13 protein-coding genes are annotated in these 18,199 nt (G+C 70.4%); 8 read left to right on the forward strand and 5 right to left on the reverse strand.

The window, feature by feature from the left end:
- Nucleotides 1–280: 280 nt before the first annotated feature.
- Together M3U25_RS11200 and M3U25_RS11205 are read left to right on the forward strand one after the other, a co-directional pair.
- Nucleotides 281–919, forward strand: coding sequence for a response regulator transcription factor (locus M3U25_RS11200; RefSeq protein ID WP_048490880.1), 639 nt, complete (start codon nucleotides 281–283; stop codon nucleotides 917–919).
- A 94-nt stretch (nucleotides 920–1,013) separates the two neighbouring features.
- Nucleotides 1,014–1,364 (forward strand): DUF5713 family protein, encoded by a 351-nt coding sequence (locus tag M3U25_RS11205; RefSeq protein WP_355498731.1) that lies wholly within the window; start codon nucleotides 1,014–1,016, stop codon nucleotides 1,362–1,364.
- A 771-nt stretch (nucleotides 1,365–2,135) separates the two neighbouring features.
- On the opposite strand, the gene M3U25_RS11210 is transcribed toward M3U25_RS11205, so the two are convergent.
- Together M3U25_RS11210 and M3U25_RS11215 are read right to left on the reverse strand one after the other, a co-directional pair.
- The gene (locus M3U25_RS11210; RefSeq protein WP_355498728.1) at nucleotides 2,136–4,781 is read right to left on the reverse strand and encodes a PAS-domain containing protein; all 2,646 of its coding nucleotides are present in this window, start codon (nucleotides 4,779–4,781) and stop codon (nucleotides 2,136–2,138) included.
- 321 nt (nucleotides 4,782–5,102) lie between these two features.
- A complete protein-coding gene (locus M3U25_RS11215; protein ID WP_355498726.1) occupies nucleotides 5,103–6,275 on the reverse strand; it encodes a porin in 1,173 nt (390 codons plus the stop codon).
- A gap of 445 nt (nucleotides 6,276–6,720) precedes the next feature.
- Here M3U25_RS11215 and M3U25_RS11220 point away from each other — a divergent pair, with 445 nt between their 5' ends.
- Together M3U25_RS11220 and M3U25_RS11225 are read left to right on the forward strand one after the other, a co-directional pair.
- Nucleotides 6,721–8,061: a dicarboxylate/amino acid:cation symporter gene (locus M3U25_RS11220; RefSeq protein ID WP_160945360.1), complete on the forward strand. Its 1,341-nt coding sequence runs from the start codon at nucleotides 6,721–6,723 to the stop codon at nucleotides 8,059–8,061.
- A 150-nt stretch (nucleotides 8,062–8,211) separates the two neighbouring features.
- Complete coding sequence (locus M3U25_RS11225) at nucleotides 8,212–10,497, forward strand: NADP-dependent malic enzyme (protein WP_242160507.1); 2,286 nt, start codon at nucleotides 8,212–8,214, stop codon at nucleotides 10,495–10,497.
- Nucleotides 10,498–10,961: 464 nt separating this feature from the next.
- Here the strand turns inward: M3U25_RS11225 and M3U25_RS11230 are convergent, their stop codons facing one another.
- Complete coding sequence (locus M3U25_RS11230) at nucleotides 10,962–11,210, reverse strand: helix-turn-helix transcriptional regulator (protein ID WP_311195509.1); 249 nt, start codon at nucleotides 11,208–11,210, stop codon at nucleotides 10,962–10,964.
- 193 nt (nucleotides 11,211–11,403) lie between these two features.
- Between M3U25_RS11230 and M3U25_RS11235 the strand changes: the two genes are divergently transcribed.
- The 3 genes from M3U25_RS11235 to M3U25_RS11245 are packed head-to-tail and all read left to right on the forward strand — an operon-like array spanning nucleotide 11,404 to nucleotide 14,060.
- On the forward strand, nucleotides 11,404–11,601 hold the full coding sequence (locus M3U25_RS11235; RefSeq protein WP_010344507.1) for a zinc-finger domain-containing protein: 198 nt from the start codon (nucleotides 11,404–11,406) through the stop codon (nucleotides 11,599–11,601).
- 10 nt (nucleotides 11,602–11,611) lie between these two features.
- Entirely contained in the window at nucleotides 11,612–12,724 is a 1,113-nt protein-coding gene (locus M3U25_RS11240; protein WP_355498720.1) for a glycosyltransferase, read from the forward strand.
- Nucleotides 12,705–14,060, forward strand: coding sequence for an O-antigen ligase (locus M3U25_RS11245; protein ID WP_355498716.1), 1,356 nt, complete (start codon nucleotides 12,705–12,707; stop codon nucleotides 14,058–14,060). Before M3U25_RS11240 ends, M3U25_RS11245 begins: the two co-directional genes overlap by 20 nt.
- 4 nt (nucleotides 14,061–14,064) lie before the next feature.
- Here the strand turns inward: M3U25_RS11245 and M3U25_RS11250 are convergent, their stop codons facing one another.
- Nucleotides 14,065–15,006 (reverse strand): LpxL/LpxP family Kdo(2)-lipid IV(A) lauroyl/palmitoleoyl acyltransferase, encoded by a 942-nt coding sequence (locus M3U25_RS11250; protein WP_355498714.1) that lies wholly within the window; start codon nucleotides 15,004–15,006, stop codon nucleotides 14,065–14,067.
- 91 nt (nucleotides 15,007–15,097) lie between these two features.
- Between M3U25_RS11250 and waaA the strand changes: the two genes are divergently transcribed.
- Nucleotides 15,098–16,417: a lipid IV(A) 3-deoxy-D-manno-octulosonic acid transferase gene (gene waaA / locus M3U25_RS11255; RefSeq protein ID WP_355498711.1), complete on the forward strand. Its 1,320-nt coding sequence runs from the start codon at nucleotides 15,098–15,100 to the stop codon at nucleotides 16,415–16,417.
- A gap of 413 nt (nucleotides 16,418–16,830) precedes the next feature.
- On the opposite strand, the gene M3U25_RS11260 is transcribed toward waaA, so the two are convergent.
- A complete protein-coding gene (locus M3U25_RS11260) occupies nucleotides 16,831–18,198 on the reverse strand; it encodes a TolC family outer membrane protein (RefSeq protein ID WP_242160512.1) in 1,368 nt (455 codons plus the stop codon).
- Between the last annotated feature and the right edge of the window lies 1 nt (nucleotide 18,199).

Genomic DNA, 18,199 nt, shown 5'->3' on the forward strand with positions numbered 1-18,199 from the left:
GCCGGTCTTGAATACGCGGCCGTCGGCGTCTTGCCGTTGGCGGTGGCGGGTGGGTGCTTGCGATGCGTGCGTCCGGTGCGCAACGCGCCGAGCTGCGCCGGGTGACGCGCCACCGTTGACATCCCGCAGCTCGACCAAGGCCGCCACCGGCTGCGTCGCTGACCGATAGGCTGCACGCACGCTCGGCATCCATCCGCGCCGCACGTACACTGCATGTCCTGCGCGCTGTCCGCGCCCACCCGACGCCGCGTTGCGGCGTCATGCCAGCCGCCTCACGCCCATGGATGCCCCGACGATCCTGGTCGCCGACGACCACCCGCTGTTCCGCGCCGCCGTGCTGCACGCGCTGCGCCAGGCCTTGCCGCGCGCCCTGGTGGTGGAGGCGGCCAGCGCCGCCACCCTGGACGCCGCGCTGGCCGCGCAGGCCGATGCCGACCTGATCCTGCTGGACCTGGCCATGCCCGGCGCGCGCGGCTTCTCGGCCCTGCTGCACGTGCGCGGCGAGCGTCCGGACGTGCCGGTGGTGGTGATTTCCTCCAACGACCACCCGCGGGTGATCCGCCGCGCGCAGCAGTTCGGCGCGGCCGGCTTCATCCCCAAGTCCTCGCCGGCCGAGACCATCGGCATCGCGGTGGCGGCGGTGCTCGATGGCGGCACCTGGTTCCCGCCGCTGACCGCGGCGCGCTCGGAGGCCGACGCGCAGCTGGCCGCGCGCCTGGCGCAGCTGACCCCGCAGCAGTTCCGGGTACTGCTGTGCCTGGCCGACGGCCTGCTCAACAAGCAGATCGCCTACGAGCTGGGCCTGGCCGAGAACACCGTCAAGGTCCACGTCACCGCGATCCTGAAGAAGCTTGAATGCCACAGCCGCACCCAGGCGGCGGTGCTGGTGAAGGCGCTGGAGCCGGAAGGCGAGGCCTGAACCGGGCGCCGGCGGGGGGCGTTTTCCGCGGCGCCCGGATACGCGATGCTATGCGCCGATGCCCGCGCCCCCTGCGGGCGGAGACCACCGGACCATGCCCACCACGACCATCCGCAACGAGCAGACCGCCCACTATCCGTTCCTGCAGGAGATGCTGGACGACGACTACTTTCCCCCGTCGCTGGTCGGCAAGGGGCAGAAGATCCTGCTGCGGTTGTGCGAGGCGATCGAGGCGCAGGAACCGGCGGACCTGGCGGCGCTGTACCGGCTGACCCATGCCGCCACCGAGGAATTCAACAAGCTGGCGCTGGAGTTCGAGGCCCACGACAGCGAGATCGAGACCTCCGCGCGCGAGAACATCGGCGTGGATTTCCTGCACATTGCCAAGGCCTACGGTTTCGACGACGCCGACGTCGAAGAGCTGATCGCCCCGCGCGAGTGGTAGACGCACCGCTGCGTAGCCGACCCTCACCCCAACCCCTCTCCCGGGGGGAGATGGGCTAAAACACGACGCTCCGGCTCTTCCTTCTCCCCTCGGGAGAAGGTGCCCCGCAGGGGCGGGTGAGGGTGCGGCGGCCAGGGGCTTGCTTCACCGCCAGGGCAGCGGCGAGGCTGGCGCGCCAACTGCGGTCAGGTCTAGCGTTGCGCTGCGCGCCCCGACCCTCACCCCAACCCCTCTCCCGGCGGCAGAGGGGCTAAAGCGCGACGCTCCGGCTCTTCCTTCTCCCCTCGGGAGAAGGTGCCCTGCAGGGGCGGATGGGGGTGCGGCGGGCAGGGGCTGCTTCACCGCCAGGGCAGCGGCGAGGCTGGCGCGCCAACTGCGGTGAGGTCTTGCGTGGCGCTGCGCGCCCCGACCCTCACCCCAACCCCTGTCCCGGCGGGAGAGGGGCTAAAGCGCGACGCTCCGGCTTTTCCTTCTCCCCTCGGGAGAAGGTGCCCCGCAGGGGCGGATGAGGGTACGGCGGCCAGGGGCTGCTTCACCGCCAGGTCAGCGGTGAGGCTGGCTCGCCAACTGCGATGAGGTCTTGCGTGGCGCTGCGCGCCCGGGCCCTCACCCCAACCCCTCTCCCGGCGGGAGAGGGGCTAAAGCGCGACGCTCCGGCTTTTCCTTCTCCCCTCGGGAGAAGGTGCCCCGAAGGGGCGGATGAGGGTACGGGCGCCAGGTTTCCTAGCCGCCAAAGTACCGCGGCCAGACATCCAGCCTCCACAACACGCCTCACCCACGCCGCAGCAGCATCTGCGTCATCAGCGCGCGCAGGGCCGGGGCCCGGACCGGTTTGGCCAGGAAGCCCCAGCCGCGTTCCTGCGCCAGGGCGCGCAACGCCGGATCGGCTTCGGCGGTGATCAGGATCACCCGTGGCTCGGCCTGCCAGCGTGCGCACAGCTGCGCGAACAGGCTCGGGCCGTCGCGGTCGCCCATGCGCACGTCCAGCAGCACCAGTTCGGGCGCCTGCGCCGGCTGCGCCGTGGCCAGGGCCTGCTCCGGGCCGGCGGCCAGTTCCACCTGGCAGGCCCAGCGCGTCAGCAGGGTGCGGCTGGCCTCGCAGACCCGCGGGTCGTCGTCGATGCACCACACGCGGCAGCCGTGCAGGATCGGGTCGTCGCCGTTGTCGCTGGCCATCGCCGCCGGCGCCTGGCGTTGCGCGGCAGCGGCATCGCCCAGCGGGACGGTCACCGAGAACACGCTGCCACGGCCCAAGTGCGAGCGCAGGCCGATGCGATGGCCGAGCAGGCGGCCGATGCGCTCCACGATCGCCAGGCCGAGGCCGGCGCCGCGGTCGTTGGCGACGCCGTCGCCGAGCCGGCGGAATTCCTCGAAGATCTCCTGCTGCAGGGCGTCGGGAATGCCCGGCCCCTGGTCGTGGACCTCGATGCGCAACTGCGCGCCCTCGCGCCGGCAGCCCAGCAGCACGCGCCCGCGCGGGGTGTAACGCACTGCGTTGGACAGGAAGTTCTGCAGGATGCGCCGCAGCAGGGTCGCATCGCTGCGCACCGTGGCGCGGGTCGGCACATAGTCCAGGCGCAGGCCGCGACCTTCGGCGACGATGCCGAACTCGCGCGCCAGGGTCTGCAGCAGCGGATCCAGCGCCAGGTCCTGCACCTGCGTCTTCAGCGTGCCGGCCTCCAGCCGCGAGATGTCCAGCAGGCTGTTGAGGATCGCATCCTGCGCCGCCAGCGCGTTGTCGACGTGGTCGGCGATCTGCCGCGCATCGGCGTCGTGCAGCTTGCCGCGCAGCGCCGAGACGAACATGCGCGCGGCGTTCAGCGGCTGCAGCAGGTCGTGCACCGCCGAGGCGACGAAGCGGGTCTTGTAGCGGTTGGCGTTCTCGGCCTCGCGCTTGGCCTCGGCCAGGTCGCGGGTGCGTTCGGCGACGCGGTGCTCCAGCGCGTCGGCCAGCGAGCGCAGTTCGCGCGCGGCGTTCTTGTAGCTGGTGATGTCGGCGTAGCTGGTGACGAAGCCGCCGTCGGGCAGCGGATTGCCGCGGATTTCCAGCACCGTGCCGTCGTCCTTCTCGCTCTCGCGCATGTGCGGGCGGCCGCTGCGCAGGTGGTCCAGGCGGCGCTGGATGGCCGCTTCCACCGGGCCGGGCCCGAGCAGGCCGCGACGCGCGTTGTAGCGGAACACGTCCTCGATCGGCCGGCCGACGCGGATCAGTTCCGGCGGAAAGCGAAAGATCTCCAGATAGCGCGAATTCCACGCCACCAGGCGCAGTTGCGCGTCGATGATCACCACGCCCTGCGGCAGGTGCTCCAGGCTGCGGCTGAGGCCGGTGTCGGCCTGCTGCGCGGCCTGCACGATGCCGTCCTGGGCGGTACGCAACTCCTGTGCATGCTGCTGCAGCAGCGACTCCAGTTCGCGCCGGCTGCGCTGGCGCAGCCGCGCCAGGCGCTGGCGCTGCTGGAACAGCAGACCCAGGAACGACAACGCCAGCCAGATCCCGGCCGCGGCCAGCGCGGCGGCACGGCCGGCCGCGCGGCTGCCGCCGATGTCGTGCAGCAGGTGCAGGCGCCAGCCGCTCTCCGGCAGCGCCATGCTCTGCCACAGCAGCGGCGCCGGTTGCGCCGGCGTGTCGATGCGCATCACCTGGCCACCGTCGTCCAGCGTCTCCAGCACTCGCCGTTGCGCCGGCAGCAGGGTCTGTTGCGCGTACTGGCGGGTGGCGAGCAGTTCGTCGCGCTCGTGCGCGCTGAGCGGCTGCAGCTGGCGGTAGCGCCAGACGTCGCGGCTGGACAGGAACACCACGCCATGGCGGTCGCTGACCAGCACCACGTCGGGCACGCGCAGCCATTCGTGCTCCAGCGCGGCCAGCTCGATCTTGATCACGATCACCCCCAGCGGACGCCCGCGTGCATCGAGGATCGCCTGCGAGAGGAAGTAGCCGGGCACGCCGGTGGTCATGCCGATGCCGTAGAAGCGGCCCTTGCCCTGCGCCAAGGCCTGCTTCACGTACGGGCGGAAGCTGTAGTCGGCGCCGACGTTGCTGCTGGCGAGGCGCCAGTTGCTGGCGGCCAGGGCCACGCCGTTGGCGTCGATCAGGGTCAGGGTCGAGGAACGGGTGACGTCGTTGGCACGTTCCAGTTTCAGGTTCAGTTGCCGCTGCGTGGCCGCGTCCAGCGGGTGGGTCAGGGCGTCGCGCAGTTCCGGATCCAGCGCCAGCACCTGCGGCAGGGTGCGGTAGCGGTCGATGCGCTGCTGCAGGGTCTGCGCATACAGCTCCAGTTGCTGGCGCAACTGCACGCTCTCGGCGCGCAGGGCGCGCTGCTCGGCGACGTGCTGCGCCGACAGCATCGCCAAGGCCATGCCGCCGACGATGACGACCAGCAGCAGGACGAGGCGGCGATGGCGCAGGAGCGAGGGCATGCGGAAGAATGCGGCGACCGGGACCGCATCAGCTTAGAGGGTGCGATGCCGTTTGCGGCATGCGCTGGCGCTGGCCGGTGTCGCGGATCGCCTGACGAGAGGACCCGGCCCGGTCAGGCCTGGACGGCAATCGCGTCAGCGGGTGTTGCCGGTGGCGACCCGCGGATACGCCGCGGACACACCATGGACGGCGAGGCCGGCGTGCACGCGGGCCGTCGGCATCGCCGGCGACCCGCGCTGCGGTTCCTTGCACGGTCGCTGCGGCTGGCGCCGCAGTACGCACGCCGGCCGATCGCGTCGGATCGGCCGGCGTGCGACGGCTCAGAACTGGACCTGGGCGCGGACGTCCAGCGAGTTCGGCTTCAGGTGCACGCCGGCGCGTTCGGCATCGGCGCGCACGTAGTTGACCTGGAACTTGAAGTGGCTGGTCAGGTACCAGTTGGCGCCGAAGGTCCAGTCGTGCTGGCGGCCGCCGAGCACGGTGCCGTCGTCCAGGTCCAGGCGGCTGTAGCGCGCCAGCAGCTCGACCGCGCCGTAGGCGTTGGCCGGCTTGATGTTGCCGACGTTGCCGGCGCTGTACGGCCGCGATTCGCCGGTCAGCACGTAGCTGGCGAACACGTACTGGCCGTCGGCGGTGTAGTCGGGGCGGCCGTTGTCGCGGGTTACGTCGGCGCGCAGCGCCTCGCCCTGCATCGAGAACGGACCCTTGATCCAGATCGCCTCCAGGCCGGTGCGGCGCACCTGGTCGACGTCGACCAGCGTGCCGGAGTCGATCAGGCGCACGTCGGTCAGGCCGGCTTCCGGACGCGCGCGGAAGCGCGCGCGCGGGCTGAAGCTCACGTCCAGGCCGTTGTGGTAGCCGCGCGGATTCTCCTGCGAATAGGCCAGGCCCAGGTGCAGCACGTCGCCCTCGGCCTTGAACGGGGTCCACACGCCGCGCACCGCCTGGGTGGTGCCGGGGTTGTCGCCCTGCAGGTCCTTGCCGCCGTAGGCGCCGGCCTGCAGCAAGTATTGCGGACGCTCGAAGGTCCACTCCACGCCGGTGCGGCGGCCCTGGTAGATCGCCTGCACCGGCAGCGCCACTTCCAGGAAGCTGTCCGCACGCGAGCTGGTCACGCCTTCCAGGCCCACCGGCACCTTGATGTAGCCCAGCCGCACCTTGCCGTAGTCGGCGCCGAACAGGGCCTTGGTCTCGAAGCGGAAGAACACGTCCAGCCACAGCTTGGCCTGGAAGTCGAAGTACACCATCGCGTCGTACACGCCCTTCTTCTTCAGCGTGGCGCCGAATTCCTTGCGCCGGAACGCGTTGTCGTCCTCCAGGCGGCCGTCGTCGTTGGAAAAGTTGTTCCAGTCGTAGGCGTAGTTGCCGGTCACGGCCAGTTCGGTGCCGTCGTTGAAGGCGACCTTGGTCGGCCAATTGTCGAAGTTGTTCGCGGCGACGGCGGGAGCGGCGGCGGTCAGGCCCAGCGCGGCGAAGAGAAGGGTGTGGCGCATGATGGAGTCGTCTCGGTAAGGAATGAAGGCGCGGCAATCCCCGGCCGGGCTGATGGTGCGATGGCGCGGGCAGTGCGGTGGCGGGTCGCACGCGAACGGCGAGGCCGCCGCGATGCGGACACGGTGCCGGACGTAATTGCCCCCTGCATGCAATAGCGGACGCGCCCGGCCGTTCTTTACGGCGATGTTGCAATTCCTGCGGCGCCGCCTCCCCTGAGGACGCGCTGCGATGGCGACGGCGCCACCACATGCCGCGAGGGCGGCGTCCGTAGGCGGCGTTGCGTGACAGCCCTTCCGTGAGCGTACCGCGCCACTGTAACCGCGTCGACATGGCCAGGCGCCGGGCCTAGTACCAATAGGTTATCTGCTTAGACGCCGGCGACGCGTACAAAGGCAGCATTCCGCGACCCGCGTCGGGTGGGCGGACCGTCCCGGAGCGCAAGCCATGCATATTCCAACCTCGCCGGCGGGTCACGCGCCCCGGCATCTGCCGTTCTACCGGCAGCTGTACTTCCAGGTGGTGGTCGCCATCGTCCTCGGCGCCATCCTCGGCCACTTCGAGCCGGCGTTCGCCGAGAAGCTCAAGCCGCTGGGCGACGCCTTCATCAAGCTGGTGAAGATGATCATCGCGCCGGTGATCTTCCTGACCATCGTCACCGGCATCGCCGGCATGACTCACCTGAAGACGGTGGGCCGGGTGTTCGCCAAGGCGATGGTGTATTTCCTGTTCTTCTCCACCCTGGCGCTGATCGTCGGCATGATCGTCGCGCACGTGGTGCAGCCCGGCGCCGGCATGAACATCAATGCCGCCGACCTGGACCAGAGCGCGGTGCACAGCTACGTGGAGAAGTCGCACGAGCTGACCCTGGTCGGCTTCCTGATGGACATCATCCCGAAGACGCTGCTCAGCCCGTTCGTCGGCGACAACATCCTGCAGGTGCTGTTCGTGGCGGTGCTGTTCGGCGTGTCGCTGGCGATGGTGGGCGAGCGCGGCAAGCCGGTGCTGAACCTGCTGGAGGCGCTGGTGGCGCCGGTCTTCAAGCTGGTGCACATCCTGATGAAGGCCGCGCCGATCGGCGCGTTCGGCGCGATCGCCTTCACCATCGGCAAGTACGGCGTGGGATCGCTGGTCAATCTGGCCTGGCTGGTGGGTTCGTTTTACGTGACCTCGCTGCTGTTCGTGCTGGTGATCCTGGGCGCGGTGGCGCGCCTGTGCGGCTTCTCGGTCCTCAAGCTGATCCGTTACCTGAAGGCCGAGCTGCTGCTGGTGCTGGGCACGTCCTCGTCCGAATCGGCGCTGCCCTCGCTGATGGAGAAGATGGAAAAGGCCGGTTGCCAGAAGTCCGTGGTCGGCCTGGTCGTGCCCACCGGCTATTCGTTCAACCTCGACGGCACCAACATCTACATGACCCTGGCGGCGCTGTTCATCGCCCAGGCCACCAACACCGAACTGACCCTCGGCCACCAGATCGCGCTGCTGCTGGTGGCGATGCTCAGTTCCAAGGGCGCGGCCGGCGTGACCGGCGCCGGCTTCATCACCCTGGCGGCGACGCTGGCGGTGGTGCCGGAAGTGCCGGTGGCCGGCATGGCGTTGATCCTGGGCGTGGACCGCTTCATGAGCGAGTGTCGCTCGCTGACCAACTTCATCGGCAATGCGGTGGCCACCGTGGTGGTCTCGCGCTGGGAGAACGCGCTGGATCGCGACCGCCTGCGCATCGCCTTGAACGGCGGCGAAGAATCGCTGCCGGATGTGACGGTCGATCCTGTCGCCACCCCGACCCGCTGAGTTCGCTGCAACCTGGACGCGCCGGCACTGCCGGCGCGTCGCGTTTTTTCCCGGTGCCCGCGGCCCTGGTGACAGCCGCCAGACAGGACCGCTCCTGCTGCTGGGGGTAGAATTCCGGGCCTCCGCGCCTTTCGACAAAAGAAGCCCTCGATGTCAAACGACGATTTCAAACAGGCCGCCCTCGACTATCACCGTCAGCAGCCGCCGGGCAAGATCAAGGTCTCCGCGACCAAGCCGATGCTGACCCAGCGCGACCTCTCCCTAGCCTATTCGCCGGGCGTGGCGTTCGCCTGCGAGGCCATCGTCGCCGACCCGAAACAGGCCAGCGAACTGACCGCGCGCGGCAACCTGGTGGCAGTGATCAGCAACGGCACCGCGGTGCTGGGCCTGGGCAACATCGGCCCGCTGGCGTCCAAGCCGGTGATGGAAGGCAAGGGCGTGCTGTTCCAGAAGTTCGCCGGCATCGACGTGTTCGACATCGAGATCAACGAGAACGATCCGGACAAGCTGGTCGACATCATCGCCAGCCTCGAGCCGACCTTCGGCGGCATCAACCTGGAAGACATCAAGGCGCCGGAGTGCTTCATCGTCGAGCGCAAGCTGCGCGAGCGCATGAACATCCCGGTGTTCCACGACGACCAGCACGGCACCGCGATCATCGTCGGCGCGGCGGTGCTCAACGCGCTGGTGGTCACCGGCAAGAAGATCGAAGAGGTCAAGCTGGCCACCACCGGCATGGGCGCGGCTGGCATCTCCTGCGTCAACATGCTGGTCTCGCTGGGCCTGAAGCCGGAGAACATCCTGGCGCTGGACCGCGACGGCGTGATCCACACCGGCCGTACCGACCTGGACCCGGACAAGGCGCGCTACGCCCGCGACACCGACAAGCGCACCCTGGCCGAGATCGTCGAGGGTGCGGACATCTTCCTGGGCCTGTCGGCCGCGGGCATCCTCAAGCCGGAGATGGTGGCGACGATGGCGCCGCAGCCGGTGATCTTCGCCCTGGCCAATCCCAATCCGGAAATCACCCCGGAAGCGGCCAAGGCGGTGCGCCCGGACGCGATCATCGGCACCGGCCGTTCGGACTACCCGAACCAGATCAACAACGTGCTGTGCTTCCCCTACCTGTTCCGTGGCGCCATCGACGTCGGCGCCACCGGCATCAACGAGGAGATGAAGATCGCCTGCGTCAAGGCGATCGCGGCGATGGCGCGGCGCGAGGCCTCGGACCTCGGCGCGGCCTACGGCGGCGAGACGCCGAGCTTCGGCCCGGACTACCTGATCCCGCGGCCGCTGGATCCGCGCCTGCTGGTCGAACTGTCCTCGGCGGTGGCGCAGGCGGCGATGGATTCGGGCGTGGCCACGCGGCCGATCACCGACATGGCCGCCTACCGCGACAAGCTCAGCCAGTTCGTCTACCGCACCAGCCTGATGATGAAGCCGGTGTACGACCGCGCCCGCGCCGACAAGCAGCGCGTGGTCTATGCCGAGGGCGAAGAGGAAGTGGTGCTGCGCGCGGTGCAGAGCGTGATCGACGAAGGCCTGGCGTTCCCGATCCTGATCGGCCGTCCCGACGTGATCGAGGCGCGCATCAAGCGCCTGGGTCTGCGCATCACCGCCGGCGTGGATTTCGAAGTCACCAACATCCACGACGACCCGCGCTTCAACGACTACTGGCAGTACTACCACGCGCTCACCGAACGCCGAGGCGTCACCGTCACCGCGGCCAAGGAACTGATGCGCTCGCGGCCGACGCTGATCGCGGCGGTGATGGTCGCGCGCGGCGAAGCCGATGCGCTGCTCACCGGCGTGGTCGGGCGCTTCCACAAGAAGCTCGGCTACGCGCGCAGCGTGATCCCGCTGGAGCCGCGGGTCAGTTCGACCTCGGCGATGACCGGCGTGATCAACCAGCAGGGCGCGTTCTTCTTCGTCGACACCCACGTGCAGGAAGATCCGAGCGTGGAGCAGATCGTCGAGGCCACGCTGCAGGCCGCCTATCGCCTGAAGCTGTTCGGCATCGAGCCGAACATCGCGCTGCTGTCGCATTCCAACTTCGGCAGCCACGATTCGCGCGACGCGCTGAAGATGCGGCAGGTGCGCGAGGCGCTGCTCAAGCGCAAGCCGGAACTCAACATCGACGGCGAGATGCAGGGCGACACCGCGTGGGACGAGGCGCTGCGCAAGCAGATCATGCCCAACAGCACGCTGAAGGGCCGCGCCAACCTGTTCGTGTTGCCGAACCTGGAAGCGGCCAACATCGCCTACAACCTGGTGCGCGTGTTCACCGATGGCGTGGCGATCGGCCCGATCCTGATGGGCATCTCCAAGGCGGTGCACATCCTCACCACCAGCGCCACCTCGCGCCGGGTGATGAACATGACCGCGATCGCCGCGGTCGACGCGCAGATCCGCAAGCAGCTCGAAGCGGAGAAGTAAGCCGCCGCAGCGGCCTCCGCTGAACACCGGCCCGCGCGACAGCGGCGCCGGTGTGGTGCAGGCGCTCCGGCACTGCCGCGGGGCGCACACCTCGCCCGCTCGGCCGCCTGACTGCCTCCCGGCCGCTCCAATGAGGGGTACGTGCGTTGTGCGCGAACTCGACGCGCCAGGGGCGTGGTTGGGGGGGCGTGCCTGGAAAAGGCGTGCGCGAGCTGGCTGGAAAAGAAGGGGGGGGGCGATCGCGCGCGTGGATCAGCGTCGGAGTAGCACGGCAGCAGTCAGGGCGTCTTCGTTGTGAGCGGCGCCGATTCGCAACGGGTCAAAAGGCGGGGCTGAAAACGCTTTCATACGCAGGCGACAAGCAGTGTCGCGGTGCCATTCGCGCCATCGCGCGCAGCCGGCACGCGGGCCGCGCGGGGTCAAGCCGGGGCACGGGGAGCGACGCCAGTGGCGCCGCGCCGCACTCAGGCCATGCGCTTGCCTACCGGCAACGGCAGGCTGTCGCCGTCGGTCTGGTTCAGCTTGGAAGGCTTGCCAGTCAGCAGCACATATGCGTCGACGCCAGTAAGTTCGGCGATCTTCAGCAAATGCCGGGCATTGGGGACAGAACGATTGTTCTCCCAGTGACCCAGGGTGCTATGCGCCACGCCCAGCAAGGCGGCAAGCTCGCGCAGTGTGAAACCGGCATTTCGCCGCGCCTGCATCAAACGCACACCTATATCCACGAGACACCTCAAAGCGGCATGTCGGCGCCGCGTGACACCAGCATAGTGCTGCGTTCGTCCTGCATCAAGCGAATAGGAAAGGCGCGTGAAAGGACCTCGTCGCGGTGGCCCCGGGAGACCCGCGCCGGGCCCGGGGCGGGCTGCTAGAATCGCCTGTCCCCTTCGCCGTGTCCCCACCGCCATGAGCCATACCGCCACCGCGCCCGCCAACGCCCAGACGCGCTACGAGGTGCGCCGCGCCGACCTGCCGCTGAGTTGCCCGACGCCGGAGATGGCGCTGTGGAACTCGCACCCGCGGGTCTACCTGCCGATCGAGGACGAGCCCGGCCTCGAAGCCAAGTGCCCGTACTGCGGCGCGGTCTTCGTGCTGGTCGACTGACCCGGGTTCGATGCACCGCCTGACCGTGGTGCAGCTGCTGCCGGCGCTGGAGTCCGGCGGCGTCGAGCGCTCCACGCTGGAAATCGCCCAGGCCCTGGTCGATGCGGGGCACCGTGCCCTGGTGGTCTCGGCCGGCGGCCGGCTGCTGCCCGCGCTGGCCGCCACCGGCGCCGAGCACATTGCCCTGGACATCGGCCGCAAATCCTTGCTGACCCTGCGCTACGTGCCGGCGCTGCGGCGCCTGTTCGCGCGCGAGCGCGCCGACATCGTGCACGCGCGCTCGCGGCTGCCGGCCTGGCTGGGCTGGCGTGCGCTGCAGGGCATGCCGGCGGCGCAGCGCCCGCGCCTGGTCACCACCGTGCACGGGCTCAACTCGCCCAGCCGCTACAGCGCGGTGATGACCCGCGGCGAGCGGGTCATCTGCGTATCCGAGACCGTGCGCGCCTACGTGCTGCAGCACTATCCGCAGACCGATCCGGCGTGCCTGCGGGTGGTGCCGCGCGGCATCGATCCGGCGCAGTTCCCGCGCCGTGCCTGGCCCGATGCGCAGGCGCGGGCCTGGGCGGCCAGCCAGGCGCCAGCGCTGGCCGGGAACGGGCCGCTGCTGTTGCTGCCGGGGCGCGGCACCCGCCTGAAAGGCCACGCCGACGCGCTGCGCCTGCTGGCGGCGCTGCGCGGCGACGGCCGCGACGCGCGGCTGTGGCTGCCCGGCGCACGCGAGGCCGGGCGCGAGGCCTACGTGCGCGAACTGGAGGCCGAGGCGGCGACGCTCGGCGTGGCCGACGCGGTGGCGTTCACGCCGCCGACCGCGCGCATCGCCGAGGCCTATGCCGCCAGCGACCTGGTGCTGCAGCTCTCGCGCAAGCCCGAAGCGTTTGGCCGGACCGTGGTCGAGGCGCTGGCGGTCGGGCGGCCGGTGCTGGGCTGGGCGCATGGCGGGGTCGGCGAATTGCTCGCGCAGCTGCAGCCCGCCGGCGCGGTGGCGACCTTCGATGCCCAAGCCCTGCAGACCGCCGCGCGCGCGCTGCTGGCGCAACCTCCGGCGCCGCCGGCGGCGCTCCCCTACACGCTGCAGGCCATGCAGCGCAGTACCTTGGCGATCTATGACGAACTCCGGCCCTGACGGTTCCCTGTCCGCTTCTGCCTTGCCCGAGGTCCGCGAGCGCTGGGCGCCGGTCTGGGTGCTGCTCTTCGTCGCGCTGTGGCCGGCGCCGGGCCTGGCGGCCGGGGTGCTGGCGCTGGGCGCCCTGGTCACCCTGGCGCGCCTGCTGCACAGCCGCTTCCGCGGGGGCGGGCGCCTGCTCAGCGGCCCGGCCTGGGCGCTGACCACGCTGCTGTTCTTCGCCTACTGGCTGCCGCAGCCGTTGTCGGCACTGGGCGCGGTGGACGTGCCGCTGGCCCTGCGCGAATCGGCGGTGGACCTGCGCTTCCTGCCGTTCCTGTGGCTGGTGGCGATGGCGGTGGCGACGCCGCGCGGACGCCGCATCACCTTCAACGGCCTGGCGGCGATCGCCGCGCTCTGGACTGTGGACGCACTGGCGCAGGCGCTGTGCGGCACCAGCCCGCTGTTCTGGTCGATGGACCAGTTGAAGTGGGCGATCAGCCACCACGGCCTGTGCACGCCGCAGGAGATCGCCCTGGCCGATCGCCTCAGCGGCGTGTTCGGCCCGTGCAACCTGAAGTTCGGCCAGGTGCTGGCCAGCGTGTCGCCGTTCCTGTTGTGGGTGGCGGCGCGCCGCGGCGGTGCCTGGGGCTGGCTGCTCGCCGCGGCCGCGGTGGGGGTGGTGCTGGTGCTGGCGGGATCGCGCGCCTCGTGGATCACCTACGCGGTACTGCTGGTGCTGTCGGGCTGGCGCCTGCTCGGCGCGCGCAAGCTGCTGGCGCTGGGTGTGGCCGCGTTGCTGGTGGCCGGGGTGCTGGGCGTGGTGTCGCCGCAGGTGCACGACCGCTTCGAGCGCACCGCGCGCGCGCTCAGCGGGCATCCGGCCGACCTCAATGCGGCGCTGACCGGGCGTGCGCAGATCTGGACCGCGGCCTGGTGCATGATCCGCCAGCACCCGATCAACGGCGTCGGCGTGCGCGGCTTCCGCGAGGCCTACGTCGGGTGCGACCCGGATCCGACCCATGCCGGGGAATGGGGACGCGAGCCGGCGTTCCATGCCCACCAGATCGTGCTCGAAGTGCTCGCCGAGACCGGCGTGATCGGACTGCTGCTGTGGCTGGCCGGTGCCGCGCAGGCATGGCGCGCCTGGCGCTACGCGTCGGCGCAGGCGCGCGAACGTGCGCGGCCGGCGATGCAGGCGTTGCTGATCACGGTGTTCCCGTTCAACACCCACCTGGCGTTCTACTCGTCGTTCTGGGGCGGGCTGACCATGCTGTTGATCGGCCTGTACGCCGGCGCGCTGCTGGCGAACGACCCCGAGCCGGGCGAGCGCGCCGACGCCGCGGCGCCGCGCTGAGCGCTCAGCCGGGCTCGTAGAAGTCGCTGCGGCCGCCGGGCTGGCGCTTGAAGCGGCGGTGGATCCACAGGTACTGCGCCGGCGCCTCGCGCACCATCGCCTCGATCGCGGCGTTGACCCGCGCGGTGTCGGCGACCATGTCTTCCGACGGAAAGTCCTCCAGCGGCGGCGCGATGCGCAGGATGTAGTCGGCGCCTTCGCGGCGGTGGAAGTACGGCACCACCGCGCAGCCGGTCAGCCGCGCCAGCTGGTGGGTGGCGGTGATGGTGGCCGCGGGCATGCCGAAGAACGGCACGAACACCGTGTCCTTGCCGCGCATGTCCTGGTCCGGGGCGTACCACAGGAAGCCGCCGCGCTTGAGATGGCGCACACTGCCGCGCAGGTCCTCGTTGGCGAACATGGCGGTGGCGTAGCGCAGGCGCCCGCGCTTGACCGCCCATTCGAACACCGGATTGCGGTGGCGCCGGTACATCCCGGCCAGCGGCACGTACTGGCACAGCAGTCGGCCGCAGATCTCCAGGGTCATGAAGTGGCCCGATACCAGCAACACGCCGCGGCCCTGCGCCTGCAGCGCCTGCAAGTGTTCCAGGCCTTCGATGCGGGTGCGCCGGCGAATCGCGCCGATGCCGCCCCACCAGGCGCGGGCGAACTCGAACACGCCCACGCCCAGCGCGTCGAAGCTGTCGCGCAGCAGGCGTTCGCGCCAGGCCGCGCTCTGCTCCGGGAAGCACAGTTTCAGATTGACCTCGGCGGCATGCCGGCGGGTCCCGGCCAGGCGCAGCGCCAGCCAGCCGATGCCGCGGCCCAGGGCGCGCTGCAGCAGCCAGGGCAGGCGTGCGGCGATCACCGCCAGGCCGAGCAGCAGCCAGGTGAGCCAGTGGCGGGGCGAGCGCGGCGGCGGTGCGGCGTGGGTCGCGGAGGCGGGCGGAGTGGGAGCGGCAGACATGCGCCAAGTTTAGCCGGGCACGCGCACGGCCGCGTCGGCACGCGCGGCGATCGTCTGCCGCCGCCCGCGCGCAACCGGCTATGCTGTCCGGATGCGCAACGATTTCATCGAGCGGCTGCTGCGCGGCCTGTACTCGGCCGTGCTCTATCTGCTGCTGCCGGTCACCGTCTATCACCTGGTCTGGCGCGGCTTCCGCGTGCGCCAGTACTTCCAGCGCTGGGACGAGCGCTACGCCTCGTATTCGCAGGCGCGCGGACGCCCGCGGGTCTGGCTGCACGCGGTCTCGGTGGGCGAGGTCAACGTCGCCGCGCCGGTGGTCAATGCGCTGCGCGCGCAGCGCCCGGACATCCGCTGGGTGATCACCACCATCACCCCGACCGGCTCGGAGCGCGTGCGCGCGCTGTGGGGCGATGCCCTGGACCACGTGTATCTGCCCTACGACGTGCCCGGCAGCGTCGGCCGCTTCCTGCAGCATTTCCGCCCCAGCCTGGCGCTGATCCTGGAGACCGAACTGTGGCCGAACATGTTGTTCGGCTGCCGCGACCGCGGCATCCCGGTGTACGTGCTCAATGCGCGGCTGTCGGCGCGTTCGCTGCGCGGCTACCGGGTGCTGCGGCCGTTGATCGGGCGTGCGCTGCGCACCGTCACCTGCGTGGCGGCGCAATCGCAGGAGGACGCCGAGCGCTTCGTCGCCCTGGGCGCGCGCCCCGAGCAGGTGCGTGCACTGGGTAATCTGAAATTCGACATCGCCGCGCCTGCGCACCTGCCCGACGTCGTCGCCGCGTTCCGTACGCGCGTGCCGGCGACGCGTCCGGTGTGGATCGCCGCCAGTACCCACGATGGCGAGGAGGCGGCGGTGATCGAGATGCACCGGCAGCTGCGCCGGCAGTGGCCGGACGTGCTGCTGTTGTGGGCGCCGCGGCATCCGGAACGTTTCGCCAAGGTCGAGGCGCTGGCGCGCGACCAGGGCTGGCGGGTGGCCACGCGTCGCCAGCAGCAGTGGCCCGGCGCCGACGATGCGGTGTTCGTGATCGATACGCTGGGCGAACTGATGGGCTTCTACGCCTGCGCCCAGGTGGCCTTCGTCGGCGGCAGCCTGCAACCGATCGGTGGGCACAACCTGCTGGAGCCCGCCGCCGTCGGCACGCCGTCGGTCACCGGGCCGCACCTGCACAACTTCTCCGAGATCTCGCGGCGCATGCGCGAGGCCGGCGCGGTGGCCATCTGCGAGGATGCCGGCGCCGTGTGCGCCGCCCTGCAGGCCCTGCTGGCCGATGCCGAGGCGCGCAAGCGCATGGCCGAGGCCGGCTGCGCGCTGGTCGAAAACGGCCGCGGCGCGCTGCAGCGGACCCTGCAACTGATCGCGCCGCATCTGCCGCCGCTGGCGGGCGCGGCGAGCGTGGAGGACTGACCTGCGTCGCTCGGGATGCGCGCGGCCATAGGAGCGGTTTTTGCCGCGACGGCATCCTTTTCGGGTTCCAGGCAGCCGGTTGTGGGGGCGACTTCAGCCGCGGCGCATGACACTCTCCGTTCGCCCATCGCATCCCCTCCCATGGCACGCGTCGGGACTGAAGTCCCTCCCACAGTACAGCGGGCTGCCGGCGTGTTGCGTCATCGGCCAGGGCGGCGTTCGCTCCGCCAGAGGGAACACCACAGGGGCCACGCTGCATGGCGCATGGCGCGTGTCGCATCGCGACGCGCGCCCCGTAGGAGCGGCTTCAGCCGCGACCCGCGCGCAGGCAACGGCGCGCCTCCCGCTGCTCCCAAAACAAAAACGGCGGACCCGAAGGCCCGCCGTTTCGGTGTTCGCGCCAGCGAACGCGTTTACTGCGTGCTGTTGGCCGAGTTGAGCTTGGACTCGGCGCTCTGGGTCAGCAGCGCGTTGATCGACTGCACCTCGGCCACGTCCAGCGAGCCGAGCGCCTGGCTCAGCAGCAGGCGGTTCTGCAGGAAGTTGTAGCGCGCCTGTGCGTAGGCCAACTGCGCCTGGTACAGGGTGCGCTGGTTCTGCACCACGTCCAGCACGGTGCGGGTGCCCACTTCCAGGCCGACCTGCGAGGCATCGAACGCCGCCTGTGCCGAGACCACCGCCAGCCGCCGCGCCTCGATCTCGCTGATTCCGGCCACCACCGTCTGGTAGGCGTTGCGGGTGTTGCGGTCGAGCGCGCGCTTCTGCAGCTCGTAGGTGTCCTGGGCGATGTCGCGCTGCGCCAGGGCCTGGCGCACGGCCGACTGGGTGGCGCCGCCGGCGAAGATCGGGATGTTCAGGGTCAGGCCGATGGTGTTGCTGTCGGCACGCGGGGTGCTGCCGCTGCCGGAGACGCTGTCGCCCCAGTTCGCGTCGCGGCCGGCGCTGGCCGACAGGTTCAGCGTCGGCAGGTGCCCGGCGCGTGCCGCCGAGACGCTGGCCTCGGCCGCCTGCACCTGGTACTGGTAGGAACGCAGCGACGGGTTCTTGTCCAGCGCCGAGGCGATCAGGCTGTCGATGTCGCCGCCGGTGGCCGGCAGCTGCGGACGGAAGTCCTCCGGCAGGCCGCGCAGGTCGCGTACCGGCTGGCCGGTGATCTCGGTCAGCGCCTGGTACAGATCCTGCAGCGAGTTGCGTGCGGTGATCGTGTCGGCGCGGGCCTGGTCGTACTCGGCGCGCGCTTCGTGCACGTCGGTGATCGGCGCCAGGCCCACTTCCAGGCGCTTGTCGGCGTAGTCGAACTGCTTCTTGGCGGCGGCTTCGTTGGTCTCGGCGGCGACCAGCGACTCGATCGCCACCAGCACGTTGAAGTAGGCCGCCGAGGTGCGCACGATCAGGTCGTCGTTGGCCGAATCCAGGGTGTAGTCGGCGGCCAGGCTGCGCGCCTTCTGCGCGCGCAGGTTGGAGAACTGCGCGAAGTTGACCAGGGTCTGCTGGCCCTGCACCGCATAGCTGCGGCTCTTGCCGGTGCCGGACAGTTCGCCGCCGCCGCGCTCGACCTCGCTATGGTTGCGCTGCAGCGACGCGCTGCCGTTGATCTGCGGCAGCAACGCGGCGCGCGCCTGCACCTCGCCTTCCTTGTCGTACAGCCGGGTCGATTCCGCGGAGGCCAACTGCGGGTCGCTGTTGCGGGCCATTTCGTAGACTTGCAGCAGGTCCGTGGCGTTGGCGGCCAGCGGAAACAGCGCGGCGGCCAGCGCCAGGACGAGGGATCGGCGGATCATT

It is taken from the genome of Xanthomonas sp. PPL134, from assembly GCF_040595915.1.
In the GTDB taxonomy this organism is placed as follows: domain Bacteria; phylum Pseudomonadota; class Gammaproteobacteria; order Xanthomonadales; family Xanthomonadaceae; genus Xanthomonas_A; species Xanthomonas_A indica.

Excerpts from the sequence above, each read along its gene's own strand:
- M3U25_RS11225 (WP_242160507.1), top strand. The coding sequence starts at position 8,212 with ATGTCAAACGACGATTTCAAACAGGCCGCCCTCGACTATCACCGTCAG.
- M3U25_RS11260 (WP_242160512.1), bottom strand. The coding sequence starts at position 18,198 with ATGATCCGCCGATCCCTCGTCCTGGCGCTGGCCGCCGCGCTGTTTCCG.
- M3U25_RS11205 (WP_355498731.1), top strand. The coding sequence starts at position 1,014 with ATGCCCACCACGACCATCCGCAACGAGCAGACCGCCCACTATCCGTTC.
- M3U25_RS11250 (WP_355498714.1), bottom strand. The coding sequence starts at position 15,006 with ATGTCTGCCGCTCCCACTCCGCCCGCCTCCGCGACCCACGCCGCACCG.
- M3U25_RS11240 (WP_355498720.1), top strand. The coding sequence starts at position 11,612 with ATGCACCGCCTGACCGTGGTGCAGCTGCTGCCGGCGCTGGAGTCCGGC.
- M3U25_RS11210 (WP_355498728.1), bottom strand. The coding sequence starts at position 4,781 with ATGCCCTCGCTCCTGCGCCATCGCCGCCTCGTCCTGCTGCTGGTCGTC.
- M3U25_RS11215 (WP_355498726.1), bottom strand. The coding sequence starts at position 6,275 with ATGCGCCACACCCTTCTCTTCGCCGCGCTGGGCCTGACCGCCGCCGCT.
- M3U25_RS11245 (WP_355498716.1), top strand. The coding sequence starts at position 12,705 with ATGACGAACTCCGGCCCTGACGGTTCCCTGTCCGCTTCTGCCTTGCCC.
- M3U25_RS11200 (WP_048490880.1), top strand. The coding sequence starts at position 281 with ATGGATGCCCCGACGATCCTGGTCGCCGACGACCACCCGCTGTTCCGC.
- M3U25_RS11235 (WP_010344507.1), top strand. The coding sequence starts at position 11,404 with ATGAGCCATACCGCCACCGCGCCCGCCAACGCCCAGACGCGCTACGAG.
- waaA (WP_355498711.1), top strand. The coding sequence starts at position 15,098 with ATGCGCAACGATTTCATCGAGCGGCTGCTGCGCGGCCTGTACTCGGCC.
- M3U25_RS11220 (WP_160945360.1), top strand. The coding sequence starts at position 6,721 with ATGCATATTCCAACCTCGCCGGCGGGTCACGCGCCCCGGCATCTGCCG.